The organism is Streptomyces sp. LE64, from assembly GCF_052606915.1.
On record NZ_CP199708.1, the window covers coordinates 6,142,465 to 6,159,228 of the forward strand.

5 protein-coding genes are annotated in these 16,764 nt (G+C 74.7%); all 5 read right to left on the reverse strand.

Annotated elements, in window-relative coordinates; genetic code table 11:
• Positions 1–24: 24 nt before the first annotated feature.
• Positions 25–1,200, reverse strand: coding sequence for an acyl-CoA dehydrogenase family protein (locus ACSMX9_RS27475; RefSeq protein WP_445397961.1), 1,176 nt, complete (start codon positions 1,198–1,200; stop codon positions 25–27).
• On the reverse strand, positions 1,193–7,294 hold the full coding sequence (locus tag ACSMX9_RS27480) for a type I polyketide synthase (RefSeq protein WP_445397963.1): 6,102 nt from the start codon (positions 7,292–7,294) through the stop codon (positions 1,193–1,195). Before ACSMX9_RS27480 ends, ACSMX9_RS27475 begins: the two co-directional genes overlap by 8 nt.
• Positions 7,291–8,649: a SidA/IucD/PvdA family monooxygenase gene (locus tag ACSMX9_RS27485; protein WP_445397965.1), complete on the reverse strand. Its 1,359-nt coding sequence runs from the start codon at positions 8,647–8,649 to the stop codon at positions 7,291–7,293. Before ACSMX9_RS27485 ends, ACSMX9_RS27480 begins: the two co-directional genes overlap by 4 nt.
• Before the next feature lie 76 nt (positions 8,650–8,725).
• Positions 8,726–15,349, reverse strand: a complete 6,624-nt coding sequence (locus tag ACSMX9_RS27490) for an amino acid adenylation domain-containing protein (RefSeq protein WP_445397967.1) — start codon at positions 15,347–15,349, stop codon at positions 8,726–8,728.
• 124 nt (positions 15,350–15,473) lie between these two features.
• Positions 15,474–16,346 carry an aspartyl/asparaginyl beta-hydroxylase domain-containing protein gene (locus ACSMX9_RS27495; protein WP_445397968.1) on the reverse strand — a complete coding sequence of 291 codons (873 nt, stop codon included), beginning with the start codon at positions 16,344–16,346 and terminating at the stop codon, positions 15,474–15,476.
• Positions 16,347–16,764: the final 418 nt, after the last annotated feature.

Here is a 16,764-nt window from a genome sequence, read left to right on the forward strand (position 1 = left end):
GATGACGTGACACAGTCGTGCTCCTCAGAAGATGGAAAGGTCGAGCGGCTCGCCGGCCAGGTGCCGTCCGACGGAGTCGGCGGCGGGCACCCGACCGGGCGGGTGGAAGGCCAGGGCCCGGGCGGCGGACAGCAGATAGGCGGGGTCCGGGCCGGTGACGAAGGCGAGTCCGCCGAGCAGCCGGGCGAGCCGGGAGCACAGCTCGGGCAGGCGCTCCTCCACGTGCAGCCGGGCCAGCAGTGCGGCGGCCATGGCCTTCTCGGCGGAGGCGCCGGCGTCGAAGGTCGCGGCGGCGGCCGCGCAGGCGGCCCGCCCGGCGTACAGGTCGGCGGCTGCCTCCCCCAGTGCCCGGCGATCGGCGCGCGGGGCGTGTGCGGCCCGGTCGAACAGGGCCTGGGCGGTGCCCAGATAGGTGCCGCAGGCGAGGATCTCGAACCAGATCCAGGCCCGGGTCTGGAGCTCGTCCATGCCGCGCTCGGGGTGCCCTCCGGGCAACAGCATCACGGCGGGCACCCGCACCTCGTCGAGGACGATCTCCTCGCTCTCGGCCGCGGCCAGCACCGGACTGTTCCAGAACGGCCGCACCCGGATCCCGTCCAGGCCGGCGGGGATGACCGCCAGGGCGACCGTGCCGTCCCGCTCGTCCTCGGAGCACACGCGGACACTGGTGGTGAGGAGGTCCATGGAACGGGCCAGGCTGCAAGGCTTCTTGGCGCCGCTGAGCAGGAACTCCTCCCCTCCTGCGACGGCGGTGGCGGTGGTCCGCGGCACGAGGGCGTCGTCGCCGCGGCGGGCCTCGGAGGAAGCCGAGGCGAGCAGCCGGCGGTCGCGGGCGACGGCGGCCAGCAGCGACCACTGCGGTGCGTCGTCACCCACGTGGACGCGCAGGTACTCCACGAAGGAGACCACCGCCAGGTGGTGCATCATCGTGCCCACGCCGAGCGAGGGGGAGCGGGTCGCGAGCGCGGACTGCACCCGCAGCGCCTCACCGCAGTCCAGGCCCAGGCCGCCGTGGCGGGCGGGGATCAGCAGCCCGGGGCCGCCCGCCGCACGGAACAGCGGCAGTACCGGGCTGGTGGACGATTCGAGCTCGGCCAACGGGTACTCGGCCAGCCGGTCGAGCAGGCCGGGCAGCCGCTCCTCGGTGAACGCGGCGTCGGCCGCGGTCAGTTCGGTCCATCCTGGTGCTGTCTCAGGCATCGCGCCGCTCCTCCTCGGTGGTGGTCAGCTGGTCCCGCACCCAGCGGGCGAGCCGCTGCGGGGTGTGATGGGTCTGGAAGACGTCGATCGGCACCAGCACACCGAGCGACTCCCGGACGCGGCGACGCAGGTCGATCGTGGTCAGCGAGTCCAGCCCCAGTTCCCGGAAGGGACGGTCGCCCGCCTCGGCCGCCCGGCCGGGCGGGAGCTGGAGCACCTCGGTGACCCGTGCCAGCACGGCCGCCTCGGCGTCCGCCGGGGCCGATGCCCGGCCGGGGGCGGCCCCCTCGGCAGGCGGCGGGGCCGGCAGGACCGGCCGGGCGGGAGCCGGGGCGTCCGTCCGGATCCAGTACCGCCGGTGACGGAAGGGGGTGGGCGGCAGGTCGGCGGCCTCCGCCGTGCCGTCCCGGGAACGTGACCCGGGCCCGCCGGGCAACGCGTCGTCCCAGCGGACCGGGACGCCCTGGGTCCAGGCGTGACCGAGTCGGGCGAGGAAGTCGCGGTAGCCGCCCTGCTCGCGGCGGAGGCTGCCGACGACGGGCGCGGGCCGCTCCCTCAGAGCGTCCAGCACCGCGGTGATCGGCGCGGTGAGCACCTCGTGCGGGCTGACCTCGACGAACGCGGTGGGGCGGGTGTTGCTGACGGCGGCCACCGCGTCCGCGAAGCGGACCGTGCCGCGCAGGTTCTCGTACCAGTACCCCGCGTCCACTTCGGCGCCGGTGAGCCAGTCGGCCCGGGTGGTGGAGAAGAAGGGGACGCGGGCCGGGCGCGGCACGATCCCGGCGAGCCGGTCGGTCAGCGCTCGGGCCACCGGCTCCACCATCGCGGAGTGCGAGGCGTAGTCGACGGCGACCGCGACGGTGCGGATCCCGGCGCGCCGGCAGTGGTCGGCCAGCTCCTCGACGGCCTCCGGCGGCCCGGAGACCACGGTGCTGCCCGGGCCGTTGCAGACGGCGACCTCCACCGAGCCGTCACGGCGCCCGGCCAGCAGCCGCCTGGTCTCGTCCTCGTCCAGGCCGAGCACGGTCATGGCGCCGGTACCCGCCAGGGAGGAGAGCAGCCGCGCCCGGGTGGCGACCACGGCGGCGGCGTCCTGAAGGGTCAGGGCCCCGGCCGCGTAGGCCGCCGCCACCTCCCCCTGGGAGTGGCCGAGCACCAGGTCCGGTTCCACTCCGCCGCTCCGCCACAGGGCGGTGAGCCCGGCCATCATCGTGAACAGCGCCACCTGGACGCCCTCCAGGGAGTCCGCGACAGCGGCCGGTTCCTCCCCGGCGAGCAGACGCGGGACGGAGAAGCCCACATGGGGAGCGAAGGCGTCCGCGCAGCGGTCCACCTCGCGGGCGAAGGCCGGAGCCTCCCGCAGCAACCGCCGGCCCATCCCGGGCCACTGGGAGCCCTGGCCGGGGTAGACGAAGGCCACGGCGTACTCGGCGTGCGCGGTGCCGCGCGCCACTCCCTCCCGCGGCGTCCCGGTCCGTGCCGCCTCCAGGCCGGCGAGCAGCCCGGCGCGGTCGTGCGCGACGACGGCGGCCCGGTGCGGGAACGCGGCCCGGCGGGTGGCCAGGGTACGGGCTGCCTCCGGCAGCCCCGGTCCGGGCCCGGCCAACGCCGCGCCCAGCCGGCCCAGTTGGGTGTCGAGCGCTTCCGGGCAGGCGGCGGAGACGACGAACGGCAGGGAGGTCCGGGGCGAGCGGGTTCCCGGTGGGAGTTCCGGACCCGGGACCGGGTTCGGGTCTTCGAGGATGAGGTGGGCGTTGGTGCCGCTCATGCCGAAGGAGGAGACGGCGGCCCGGCGGACGCGGCTCCCCCGCGGCCACGGGACCGGCTCGGTGAGCATGCGCACGGCGTCGGACGGCCAGTCCACCTTGGGCGTCGGCTCGGTGCCGCGCAGGGTCGGCGGCAGTTCGGCGTGGCGCAGTGCCTCGACGACCGTGATGACCCCGCCGATTCCCGCGGCGGCCTGGGTGTGCCCGGTCAGCGCCTTCAGGGAGCCGATGCGCAGGGGGCCCGGGCCGGCCGCCGGGTCGCCGCCCGCGGCTGCCCGGTCGGTGCCGTAGCCGTCGATCAGCGCCTGCGCCTCCACGGCGTCGCCCAGCACGGTTCCCGTTCCGTGCGCCTCCACGGCGTCGATGTCCGAGGGGCGCAGGCCGGCGTCGGCCAACGCCCGCTCGATGACCCGGCGCTGCGCGGTGCCGCTCGGTGCCGTCAGGCCGTTGCTGGCCCCGTCCTGGTTGACGGCGCTGCCCGCGACGACGGCCAGCACCGGCAGGCCCCGGCGACGCGCCTCGGAGCGGCGGGTCACCACCACCACGCCGGCTCCCTCGCTCCACACCGTGCCGTCGGCGTCGGCGGAGAAGGGGCGGCAGCGACCGTCCGCGGAGAGTCCGCCGAGCCGCTGGAAGTCCCGGTACATCCTGGGGGTGGACATCACGGTGATCCCGCCGGCCAGGGCGATTCGGCACTCGCCCTGGACCAGCGAGCCAACCGCGAGGTGCAGGGCGACCAGGGAGGAGGAGCAGGCGGTGTCGACGGTCATCGCCGGTCCCGTCAGGCCCAGGTGGTAGGCGATGCGCCCGGAGAGGACGGCGTTGGAGGTGCCGGTCAGTTCGTGTCCGCCGAGCTCGTCGCCGGCCTCGCGGGCGGCCTGTGCGTAGTCGCCCGCCATCGCGCCGAGGAACACCGCCGTCTCGGTGCCGCGCAAGGAGCGGGGGTCGATCCCGGCGCGCTCCAGCGACTCCCAGCACAGTTCGAGCATGATGCGCTGCTGCGGGTCCATGGCGCGGGCCTCGCGCGGTGAGATGCCGAAGAAGGGGGCGTCGAAGCCCGCCACGTCGGCCAGGAATCCGCCGGATCGAACCCGTATCCGCTCGTCGGACCAGTGCTGCCCCCGGTCGTCGGGGAAGCCCCCGACGGCGTGCGGCCCGAAGGACGCCAGCTGCCACAGGTCCTCGGGGGAGGACACCGCGCCGGGAAAGCGGCAGGCCGCCGCCGTGATGACCACGGGATCGGGCTCCGGATCGGAGTCGGTGGAGTGCCGCACCGGTCCCGCGGGGGCCGGGGGACGCGGCGGTCCGTCGTGGCGCCGCCCGAGGCGGGCGGCGATGTGTTCGGCCAGCGCGCGGGGGGTGGGGTGGTCGTATACCAGCGACGCGGCGAGGTCCAGGCCGGTGCGCGAGGCCAGTTCGGCGCGCAGCTCCAAGCCGTCGACCGAGGTCGCTCCCAGGTCGGCGAGAGGAGTGTCGGCCGACCGGGCGTGGACGTCGGCGACGTCCAGTACTTCGGCGATCGCCGCACGCACCAGGGCCAGCGGGTCCCGCAGCGCCTGCGCCGCCGGCCCCGGGGCTCCGGCCGCCGGGTCGGACGGGCGGGAGGCGGCTGCGGCCTGCCCGCCAAACCCGTGGTCGCGTCCGGTGAAGCGGTAGGTGGGCAGCGGGGTCCACCCGGGGCCGTCCAGACCCGGCAACTCGTGCCACCGCACCTCGTGGCCGTGGGAGCGGGCGAGCGTCAGTGCGTCCAGGAAGGCGACGTACTCGGAGTCCTCCTCGTGTCCGAAGGAGGCGGCGCTCACCTCGGGGCCGTCTTCCCCGGCTGCCCTGACCAAAGGGGTGAGCGTGCGGGTGGGACCGAGTTCCAGGCAGAGTCGGACGCCGTCGGCCCGCAGTGCGGCGAGGCCGTCGCCGAAGCGGACGGTGTGGCGCACGTGCCGCACCCAGTAGTCGGCGGTGGTCAGGTCCCCGCCCTCGGCGAACCGCCCGCTCAGGTTGGACAGCACCGGTCGGGCCGGTCTGCGGTAGGCGATCGCGGCGGCTGCGGCACGGAACTCCGCCAGTACCGGGTCCATGTGCCGGGAGTGGAAGGCGTGGCGGACCGGAAGCTGCCGGGTGCGGTGTCCACGGGCACGAAGGGCCTCGGCGCAGGCGAGCACGGCGGCGCGGTCTCCGGAGATGACGGTGGAGGCGGGGCCGTTGAGAGCGGCGATCTCCACCTCGGAGCGCAGGGCGGCGAGCGTCTCCCGCACCCGGCTCTCCTCGGCCCGTACCGAGACCATCGCGCCGACGGGTTCGACCGCGGCCATGGCGGCACCGCGCGCCACCACCAGCCGTACGGCGTCGCCCAGGTCGAGGACGCCCGCGACGTGGGCCGCGGTGAGCTCTCCGACGGAGTGTCCGCCGAGGACGTCGGCGCGGACGCCGAGGTCCTCGGCCAGGCCGCTGAGCGCCACCCCGTGGGCGAACAGGGCGATCTGGGTGTAGCGGGTGCCGTGCAGCGGATGGTCTTCCCCCGCTGCGTCGCGGACCCGGGCCAGCTCGCGCAGCGGTATGTCGAGCAGCGGGTCGGCGTGTGCCGCCACGGCGTCGAACCGCGCGGAGTAGCCGGGCAGGTCGAGAAGCCGGCCGCCCATGCCGGGCCGCTGGGCGCCCTGCCCGGGGAAGAGGAAGGCGGTACGGGTGCGCGCCCCGGCGCCCGGGTGCACGGCGCGCCCCGGGACGCCTTGCGCGATCCGGTCCAGGCGGGCGGTGAGTTCGGCGGCCGAGCGGGCGGTGAAGGAGGCCCGCCGGGACAGCCGGGCGCGCCGGGCGGTGAGGGTGCGGGCCACGGAGGCGAGGGCTCCGGGCCGGGCCAGCAACTCGCCCTGTGCCTCGGCCCAGTCGCGCAGCGCGGCGGCGGTGGCGTGCAGCGACTCGGGGGAGGCCGCGGACAGCGTCACGGGGACGGCCTCGGGGACGGGCGTCCGCGCTCCGCCGCCCGGGTGCCCGGAGGAGGGGTCCGCGGGCGCCGGCGGCGGGGCGAGCACCACATGACAGTTGGTGCCGCCCATGCCCAGGGAGCTGACGCCGGCGAGGGCTCCCGGCGGCAACGGCACGGGGGAGGCCGGCACGGTGATGCCGTCGTCGGCGAGGCGGCGGGCCAGTTCGCCGCCCCGGTGCCCGGCCGTGCCCGGCACCGTCCCGCGGGCGACCACCAGTACCGCCTTGACCAGGCCGAGGAGTCCGGCCGCGCCCTCCAGGTGGCCGACGGTGGTCTTGATCGAGCCGACGGCGGGTCCGGTGTCACCGGGGCGGGCGAAGACCCGGCGGAGGGCGTCGGCCTCGGCGCGGTCGCCGACCGGGGTGCCGGTGCCGTGGAGTTCGACGAAGCCGATGGCCGCGGGGGCGACCTCCGCGGCGGCGCAGGCCCGCCGGATGGTCCGGGCGTGCGCCTCGGGGGCCGGCACCAGCAGGGTGCCGGAGCCGTCGTGGGTGACGGCGCTGCCCCGGAGCACGGCGTGGACGCGGTCCCCGTCGCGCAGCGCGTCGGCGAGGGGGCGCAGCAGGACGGCGGCGCCGCCCTCGCCGCGTACGTAGCCGTCGGCGTCGTCCTCGAAGAGCGTGGCGCGGCCGGAGGGCGACTGGCCGCCGAACGAGGCGGTGGCGGTGGCGTTCTCGGTGGAGAGGTTGAGGTTGACGGCGGCCACCAGCGCTCCGGCGCAGTCGCCCGCCCGGATGGCCTGCGCGGCGTGGTGGACGGCGACCAGCGCGGAGGACTGCCCGGTGTCGACGACGAGGCTGGGGCCGTGCAGCCCGAAGGCGTGGGAGACCCGGGCGGCGATCATGGAGGGGGCGGTGGCGGCCAGGGTGCCCGGTCCGATGGCGCCGCGACGGCCGGCGGCGTGTTCCATCGCCCAGTCGGCGCCCATGGATCCGACGAAGACGCCGAGGTCGCGCTCGCGCGGTGCCGAGGGATCCTGGCCGGCGTCCTCCAGTGCGGTCCAGGCCAGCTCCAGCGTCCACCGCTGGTGGGGGTCGACGGCGGCGGCTTCCCGGTCGGACATGCGGAAGAGACGGGCGTCGAAGCGCCCGGCGTCCGGGTGGTAGGAGCCCTGTTCGATCCGGGTGCGCACCTCGGCCGGCGCCTCTGCGGCCGCGAAGCGGCCTTCGGGCGCGCGGCCGTCGGGGCGGCGGCCCTCGGCCAGCAGGCGCCACAGCTCGTCGGGGGTGTCGGCGCCGGGCACCCGGCAGGCGAGGCCGACGACGGCGATGTCCTGGCGGGCCGGCCGCGGGGCGTCTTCCTTCCGGGTGCCCCGGGGCGGGGCACCCTGCTCGGTGTGTGTCATGCCGGCGTGCCGCCCTCCGGCAGGGAGACCCGCGGCCGGGTGGCGGGCGCGGGGGAGTCCCGGTTCTCCGCCAGGACGCGATCGGACAGCAGCCCCAGGGAGCTGAGGTTGGCGAACCCGGGGCCCTGTGCGTAGGCGGCGAGGGTGGGAAGCAGCAGTTTGGGCAGCAGGCCGTCGACGGAGAGGTCCGTGCGGATGTGTCGCTCCAGGGCTTCGGCGGTCTCGGGGGCGTCGCCGACGATCGCTGCGACGGCGGTGCGGGCCCGGTTGCCCAGCAGGTCCAGGAACCAGTCGGGGCGGGCTCCGGTGGCGTCGATGACCACGTCGAAGCGGCAGGTGTGTTCGGCGCGGCCCGGGTTGTGCAGCGTCAGTTCCACCTGGCTTCCCGCCCGGCGCACGGCGGTGACGGTGCCCTGCTGGTGCAGTACCGCCGCCTCGGTCGCGATGGCTTCGATGGCGCGGGGCGAGTACACCCCCCGGTCGGTACGGGCGATGACCTCGCGGCGGTCGTGCTCCGGCAGTTCGCGCCAGCGTTCGGGGCTGGAGTAGAGGGCGTTCTCGAAGAAGCCCTCGCCCCGGCTGTAGACCACGGGGTAGGGGCTGATCACGGTGGTCCGGCCGGAGTGCTGGCGGATCAGGTCCTCGACGACGGCGGCGGCGGTCTCTCCTCCGCCGACCACGGCGACGCTGGGGTCGACCAGCGTGGTGTCCAGGCCGAGCCGCCAGAACTCCTCGATGCTGCAGACCGCGTCGCTCGCCAGCCGGCCGTCGTGCGGACCCGGCCCGCTGATCATGACCCGGTCGGCGCAGAGGACGGCGGACCCTCCGGTGCTGCCTTCGACCGTGACCTCCCACTGACCGCCGGAGGTCTCCAACCCCCGCACCCAGCCGTTGACCAGGGGGAAGTCGACGTTCTCGGCGGCCCACCGCAGATAGGCGGCCCAGTCCGCGTGGCGCGGGCTGGGGCGTCCGGCGTCGACCCAGGCCGCGTAGCGGCCGGTGGAGACCAGGAACGCCGTCCAGGAGAACTCCTGCATCCGCGTGTTGACCGCGGCGTCGATCTCGGCGCCGTGCCCCCGGGAGGCGTAGGGGAAGCCGAGGTCCTTCTCCGGGCTGGTGGACAGTCGGGGGCGGCCGTTGGTGCGCCCGCCGACGGCCGTCCAGTTGGCCCCGACGTCATAGGGTTCGACGACCAGCACGCGAGGCGCGTCCACGCCCAGTTCTCGGAGCACCTGGCTCTTGGCCGCGGTGGCCAGCGCCTTGGGGCCGGCGCCGACGACGCAGATCAGCCCCCGTGTCTCGGGTCTCCCGGCGCCGAAGCGCCGTTCGGCGTCCTGAAGGGACAGCGACTCCATCGGCTCGGTGCTCCAGCTTCCGTACGGTCCCGCCGGGGGCGGGGTTGCTTGGGTGGGGGGTGTCGCGGCGGGCATGTCAGGCTCGCTTCCAGCTGCCGAGCAGCGCCTGAAGGGTGTCCTTGTCGAGGCCGGAGACCTCGGTGTCCGGAGCCGGCGTGCCCGGGGCGGTTGCACGGCCGCGGGCGTCGTCGGCCTCGGCGCGCTCGCACGCCTCGGCGAGTTCGGCGACGGTGGGGTTCTCGAACACCATCTGCGCGGTGACCCGCAGTCCCTTGGCACGGGCCCGGCTGGCGAGTTGGACGGAGATGATGCTGTCCCCGCCGAGGGCGAAGAAGCCGTCCTCCCGCCCGATGTCCGCCGTGCCGAGCACATCCGCGAAGAGCGCGGCGACGGCCTCCTCGGTGGCGCCGCGCGGGGGCTGCCGGGTGCCGGAGGTACGCGGGTCCGGCAGGGGCAGGGCGGGCCGATTCAGCTTGCCGGAACCGGTCAGCGGCATGACGTCCAGCACGGTGAGCACCGAAGGATGCAGGTAGACGGGCAGTTCCCGGGCCAGCTGCGCGCGGACGGAGGCGAGCGCCGCGTCCCGGTCGACGCTCTGGTCGGCCAGGGTGACGTACCCGGCCAGCAGGGTGGAGTCGTTCTCCCGGTGGGTGCGGGCGGCGGCCAGCGCCACCTCGGGCGCCAGGCGGAGAACGGCCTCGATCTCGCCGAGTTCCAGCCTGATGCCGCGCAGCTTCACCTGGTGGTCGGTGCGGCCGTCGAAGAGCAGCCGGCCGTCCCGGCTCCAGCGGGCCCGGTCCCCGGTGCGGTACAGCAGGGTGCCGGGGACGTCGCCGTAGGGGTCGGGCAGGAAGCGGGCGGCGGACAGGCCGGGACGCTTCCAGTAGCCGCGGGCCAACTGGGGGCCCGCGGCGTACACCTCGCCGGGCACCCCGGGCGGGCAGAGGTTGAGGTGGCGGTCCAGGACCAGCACCCGGGCGCCGTCCACGGGGGTGCCCAGGTGCAGCCCGTGACGGTGCATCGGCCCCCGGACGACGCCGCCGCTCAGCTCGGTGGCACCGTAGTTGTTGACGATCTCCGCGTCCGGTGCGACCTCCCGCAGCCGGCGCAGCAGGCTCGCCGTCATGGGCTCGCCGCTGCTGATCCAGCGGGGCACCGAGCGGCACGCCTGCGGGGAGACGCCGATCAGCGCGTTGATGGCGGTGGGAACCGCGGTGACCTGCCCGATCGGGTTGTTCTCGAGCAGACCGGTCAGGCTGCCCACGTCGCGGGCCTCGGCCTCGTCGGCGACGATCAGACGGGCCCCGGCGATCAGGCCGGCGAGGATCTCGCAGCCGCCGTCGTGGAAGCTCAGCCAGCCCTGGCAGAGCCGGACGTCGGGCTCCGCCACGGGGTAGCGCAGGGGCTGCCAGGCCAGCCGGGCGGCGTAGGCCCGCTGGGTGCCGATCACGCCCTTGGGCACGCCGGTGGACCCGGAGGTGTAGAGGAAGTAGGAGATGTTCTGGCCCCGGGCGCGGTGGGCCACCTCCGCGGGCAGCCGTTCGTCGGACTGCCCGGCGAGTTCGGCCCTCGCCTCGGCACCGTCCAGCGCCAGCAACGGCGCCGCGGAGGTGTCGGGCAGGTCGGCCACGGCGTCGGAGCGGGTGAGCACGACGACGGGGGCGGCGTCGCCGATCATGTACGCCAGCCGTTCGGCCGGGAGCCGCAGGTCCAGCGGCAGGTACGCGGCTCCGGTCTTCACGACCGCGAGCAGCGCGACCACCATGTCGACGGAGCGGGGTACGGCGATGGCGACGAAGCGGTCCGGTCCCGCGCCGCGCGCCAGCAGCAGCCGGGCGAGCCGGTCGCTGCGCCGGTGGAGTTCGGCGTAGTCGAGGGTGCGGCCCGCGCACTCCACGGCGGTCCGCTCGGCGGCGCCGGGCAGTTCGAGTGCGGCCCTGGACCGCTCGACGAGTTCGGGCAGGGTCTCGGCGGATTCGGGGGCGGCCTCGGGCCCGCGGCTCCACTCGTCCAGGATCAGCCGCCGCTCGGCTTCGGTGATCAGTTCCAGGGCGTGCAGCCGACGTCCGGGCTCCCTGCCCATGGTGCGCAACACCAGGCCCAGCCGGTCGACCAACTGCCGCACGGTGGCCTCTTCGTAGAGGTCGCGTCGGTAGATCAGCTCTCCGATCCAGCCGCCGGACCCCCCGCTGGGCTCGAAGTTGACGGAGAGGTCGTACTTGGCGGTGGCGGTGTGCTGCGGCAGGGAGTGCCAGTGCAGCCGGCCGGTCGCCCGGGTGAGGTCCTCCTCGTCCCGCAGCTGGACCAGTACCTGGAAGAGCGGGTTGACGCTCAGCGAACGCTCGGCCCCGGCGGCTTCGACCATCCGCTCGAAGGGCAGCTCGGCGTGGTGGTAGGCGTCCACGGCGCGCGCCCTGGCGCGGCGCACGATCTCCTCCAGGGTCGGGTCCCCGGTGAGGTCGTTCCGTACCACCAACAGGTTGACGAAGAGTCCGACGGCCTCGGTCACCGCCTCGTCGGGCCGGTTGGCGACGGGGGTGCCGAGCGGCACGTCGTCGCCGGCGCCGAGCTTGCACAGCAGGGTGGCGACGGCCGCCTGGAGCACGATGAACGGTGTCGCGCCGGTTGCCTCGGCGAGCCGTTCGACGCCCTGGCGGACGTCGGCGTCGAAGGAGAAGGTGACGACGCCGCCGGTCGGGTCGGGTCGGGCCGGGCGGGGACGGTCCGGCGTCACGGCGGTGTCCTGCGGCAGATCGGCCAGGTAGCCGCGCCAGAACTCCGCCAGGCGGTCGGCCGGACCGTCCGCGGCGTCCAGCCGCTCCCGCTGCCACAGGGCGTAGTCGGCGTACTGGACGGGCAGTGGGGGCAGCACCGGGGCGCCGTCCCGGCCGCCGCCGCCCAGCCGGGCCGCGTACGCGCGGGTGAGGTCGTCGACGAGCAGGCGTGCCGACACCTCGTCGCACACGATGTGGTGGAGCAAGAGGGAGAGCACGTGGTGCTGCCCGGACACGCGGAACAGTGCTGCGCGCAGCGGCCGTTCGTGGGCGAGGTCGAAGGGGTGCGCGGCGGCCCCGGCGAGGGCTGACTCCAGGTCCTCGGGACCCGTCGGGGTCACCGGCAGTTCGATTCGGTGGTCGTTGAGGATCTCCTGACGGCCGACACCCTCGTGGTCGGGGAAGACGGTGCGCAGGCTCTCGTGCCGGAGCAGCAGATCACCGAGGGCGCCGCGCAGCGCGTCGGTGTCGAGCGGGCCGGCGAGGTCCAGGGCGATGGGCACGTTGTAGGTGGTGCTGTCCGCCTCGATCCGGTCCACGAACCAGATGCGCTGCTGGGCGAAGGACAGCGGGACGGTCTCCGGGCGGTTCCGGGCGGTCAGCGGCAGGGCGGGGCCGGAGTCCCGATCGTCCGCGGCGCCGTCGCGGATCAGCCGCGCGAGCCCCGCGGGGGTGGAGCGGGTGAAGGCGTCCCGTACCGAGAGGACGGTGCCGTACCCACGGCGAATCAGCGACAGCAGACGGGTGAGCAGCAGCGAGTGGCCGCCCAGTTCGAAGAAGGAGGTGTCGGCACCGACCCGGCGTCCGCCGACCGTCGGCGCACCGTCCCCCGTCGGCTCGGCGGCCGGTGCGAGGAGCTCGGCGAAGAGCGCGGCGATCTCCTGCTCCAGGACGTCGTGGAGAGGACGGAAGGCGGCGGTCTCCTCGGGCGGCGCCTCGGGCAGCGCGCGGCGGTCGGTCTTGCCGGCCGGGGTCAGCGGCAGCGCCTCCAGGACGACGAAGGATCCGGGCACCATGTGGGCGGGGAGCGCGGCGGCCAGTCGGGCCCGCAGTGCCGGCAGGTCGATGTCCTGCTCTCCCTCCGGGGTGAGGTAGGCCACCAGCCCGGTTCCGGTCTCCGCCTGTTCGCGGGCCACGACGACGGCCTGCTCCACGCCCTCCTGGGCGCGCAGCGCCACCTCGATCTCGCCCGGTTCCACTCGGAAGCCACGGATCTTGACCTGGTCGTCCGCCCGGCCGGCGAACTCCAGTTCACCGTCCGCGCCGAAGCGCGCCAGGTCCCCGGTGCGGTAGAGCCGACGGCCGGGGGTGAGCGGGCTGGGCACGAAGCGCTCGGCGGTGAGCGCCGGGCGGCCCAGGTAGCCGCGGGCCAGCGAACTGCCTTCGAGGTAGAGCTCTCCCGTCTCGCCCGGCGGGGTGAGGCCGAGTGCGGGGTCCAGGAGCAGCGCGGTGTTTCCCCACTTGGGCCGCCCGATGGGGACCGTGCGATGCCCCTGCGGACCCTCGACGCGGTAGCCGGTGACGGACTGGGTGGTCTCCGTGGGGCCGTAGTAGTTGCCCAGGGTGAGCCTGCCGCCGTTGCCGAACCGGGCGCGTACCCGGTCGGCCAGCTCGCCGGGCAGCGCCTCGCCGCCCACCGGCAGCCAGCGCAGCGAGGTCAGCGGCCTCTTCGGCGCCGCCGCGGCCAGGTAGTTCAAGAAGGACGGCACGGCGTGGACGACGGTCGCCCGCAGGGCGGCCACCTCGGCGAAGAGCAGGTCCAGGTCGGCCTCGGCGCCCGCCCGGGGCACCAGCACTTCGCCGCCCACGCACAGCGGGCCCAACAGCTCACCGAGGGAGACGTCGAAGGCGGGCGAGGCCAGCTGGAGCCAGCGGACCCTCTCGCCTTCGTCGTGGGTGTCGCGGAAATGGCCGGTCAACCACTCCAGGTGGTCGCCGAGGGCGGCGTGGGTGGTGCCCACTCCCTTGGGCGCGCCGGTCGAACCCGAGGTGTAGATGACGTACGCCAGGTTCTGTGGACGCAGTGGGCGCACCCGATCGCGATCGGTCAGCTCGCCCGGACCCGAGAGCGGTTCCAGCTCGGTGTGCCAGGCGGGGGAGTCGACGACGGTCCGCGGGACGGCGCCTGCGGGTACCCGGTCGTCGGTGTCGGTGCTGGTGAACAGGTGGCGGGGGGCCGCCTCGGCCAGCAGGCGGGCCAGGCGGTCGGCCGGGTGTGCCACGTCGAGGGGCAGCAGCGCCGCACCGGACTTCAGGACCCCGAGCGCGACGACGGCGCTGTCCACGGTGCGTCCCAGTGCGCAGGCGACCAGGTCCTCGGGGCCGATGCCCCGGGCGGCGATCCAACGGCCCACGGCGGTCGCGCGGTCGTTCAGCTCGCGGTAGGTCAGCGTGGACCCGGCCGTGCGCAGCGCGACCGCGGTCGGTCGGGTGGCGGCCTGCGCTTCGATCCGGTCCGTCGCGGAGCGCCAGGGCCCGATGAACGCCGGGGAGGTTCCCCGACCCAGGAGCAGTTCGCGTTCCTCCTCGGTGACCAGCGGGAGTTCGGCGAAGGAGGTTCCGGGGTCCCGCAGGGCCGCTCGCAGTACCCGCAGGGAGGTCTGTGCGAGGGAGCCGATCCGGCCGTCGGGGAAGGCGTCTTCGAGGTACTCGAAGCGCAGCACCCAGCGGCCGTCCGGGGTGCGGCGGGCCATCACCGACAGGGGGACCTGGCCGATTCCGCCGCGCGCCGCGCGGGCCTCGACCGTCACGCCGGGCAGCGCCAGATGGACTCCGGCGTCCTCGATGCCGAAGCTGACTTCGATCGGCCGGGGCCGTCCGGCGGCTCCCAGCAGCCGGACCGCTTCGCCGTAGGGCAGGTCCTGGTGCTGGAGGGCGTCGGCGACGGTGTGTCCGGTGCGCTCCGCGAGCCTGCCCAGGCCGTGGCCGGCGGGAACGTCGAGGGGCAGCAGCACGACGTTGCCGAAGTAGCCGAGGGAGCGGGCGCACAGCTCGCTGTCCCGCTGTGTCACGGGGGTCCCGATCACGGCCCGGTCGTTGCCCGTGTGGCGGCGCAGCCCCGCGGCGAAGGCGGCGAGGAGGACGACGAAGGGGGTGGTGGAGAACCGTCTGGCGAGTTCCTCGACCGTCCCGGACAGGGACGCGTCCAGGGCTGCTTCGTGGAAGCCGCAGGCGCCGGTGTGGTCCTGGGCCGCGGCGCTGCCGACCCCGGTGGCCGGGTCCGCACCCGCCAGGGCCTCGGCCCAGTGCCGGCGCAGGGCGGGCAGCGCCGCCGAGCGCTCGCGTTCCATGGCGTGGGCGGCCTCCGCGTAGCGGACCGTCGGGGCGAGGGCGTGTCCCTGGTAGGCGGCGGCGAGGTCGTTGAAGAAGATCGCCCAGCAGGAGTCGTCCCAGGCGATGTGGTGGGCGGTCAGCAACAGGGTGTGCTGCTCGGGGCCTTCGGCGTAGAGGGTCAGACGTACCGGGTGCGCGGCCTCCAGGTCGAAGGGGACGCGCAGTTCGGCGGTGATCAGCGCGTCCAGGTCGCTGCCCCGGGCGTCGGTGACGGTCACCGGCAAGGTGTCGGCCGTCAGGTCGGGGACGGCCAGCAGTTCGCCCGTGTCGGTCAGGGCGTAGCGGGTCCGCAGGATCTCGTGGTGGTCGGCGACCGTGCGGGCGGCGGCGGTGAGGGCGGGGACGTCGACGGGCCCGCGCAGGGTGAGGGCGGTGCCCACGTTGAGTGCGGCACCGGTGGCGTCGGCAGCGTGCTGGAGCCACAGCCGTTGCTGCGCGGGGCTCGCCGGGGTCTTCGCTCCGGGCGCGAAGGCCAGGGGTTCGGGCTCCGTGCCTCCTCCTGCCGCGCTGCCGCTCTCGGCCATGCGCTTGCGCAGCGCCGCGAGTCTGCGTCGGCGATCGCGCTCCGCCGCAGCGGTGTCCGTCGCGCCCATCGTGCCTCTCCTCATCGCTCTTTCCCCAGCAGTGGGGCATCCGTCCCGTCGCCGCCGTGTGCGGCCCCGCCGCCCGGCGGTCCGTCATGGGGCGCCGGTTCGCACCCCATGGCGCCCGTATCCCCTAGGACCAGGAGCTCAACGAGAAGCGTTCGCTCAGCGTGCGGGCGCCGATGGCGTAGTCACGGAGCTCGGTGGCGTTGCGCACCAGCAGGTCGTCCCCGGAGGACTCGGCGATCGAGCGGAGCCAGCCGTAGGTCTCCTCGGCGGGTACGTCGTAGCGGAAGTGCACCTTGGAGAGGAGGAAGAGGAACTCCTTGAAGTTGGCGCGGTCCACCACCTCGCCGAGCTTCAGGATCGCCTCCCGCCGCTCGGCGGGGAGTTGGGGGCGCTCGATGATCCGGGGCTCGGCACCAGGTCGGTGGTAGGACTTGTCGCGGAAGACGTCCGCCTCCTCGTACGGGCCGTCGAAGGCGAAGTCGACGCAGAGCATCTGCCTGCTGTCCGCCGAGAAGTTGGCGGCGGCGTGCACCGCCCCGGCGTCCAGGAACCAGATCTCCCCGGGGCGCATGTTGAGCACGGTGTCGTCCTCGGAGTGCAGTGCGGCGGAGTTGGGCTCCAGGAACATCAGCACCCGGAAGTACTGCTCGGCGTCCCGCTCCAACTCGACGAAGTCCCGGTGGGGGATCACCACGGCGTCCACCAGGTTGCGGGTGCGGACCATGGTGATCCGGTCGGTGTCGAAGACGCTCTCCACCAGTTCCCGCAGGTAGCCGGTCTGCTTGCCGTGCTCGGTGAGTTGGGCGGGCGAGGAGATGTCCCGGTACAGGTCGTCCCGGGCGTCGCCACTGGCGTTCCACAGCGGGATGTTCTTCCAGTACCCGTTGCTGAACTCGTCGTAGCCCTCCTCCCCGCGCGGCACGGAAGCGAGGTAGGCGAGGTCCGGGGCAAGCCGGCGGTCATCCAGCTCTATCTGTCCGAGGATGTGCGATCGCACGTGGAGAACACCCTTTCTGGCAGGGGATGGTGGCCGCGCGGGGCGGACGGGGGCCGCCTGCCCTCGGTCAGCGCTGTGGTGCGCGTCCGGTGGCGGCGCCTGACATCACGGACTGGGGTCCGGCCGACCCTCCGTGCGGAACGGCACGGGCACCCACAGGGACAGGGCCGTGCCGGGGAACGACGTGACGCAGGAGCACGTGTTCCCCCGGCCAACTCGACATTTCGAGTGGTCGAGTTGGCTGAAACAGGACGCTAATCGACCCATCGTTACTTTGGCAAGCCTTACCTAAGTTGATCACTGGCCAGGTGTGCACGTCCCACCGCCGGCACCACCGCGGAAACACGGGCCGTGGCACCGCGCATCGCGGTCGCCGAGGGCCTCGCCCCCCGGGGGAGCGGCGGTACGTGATCTTCGC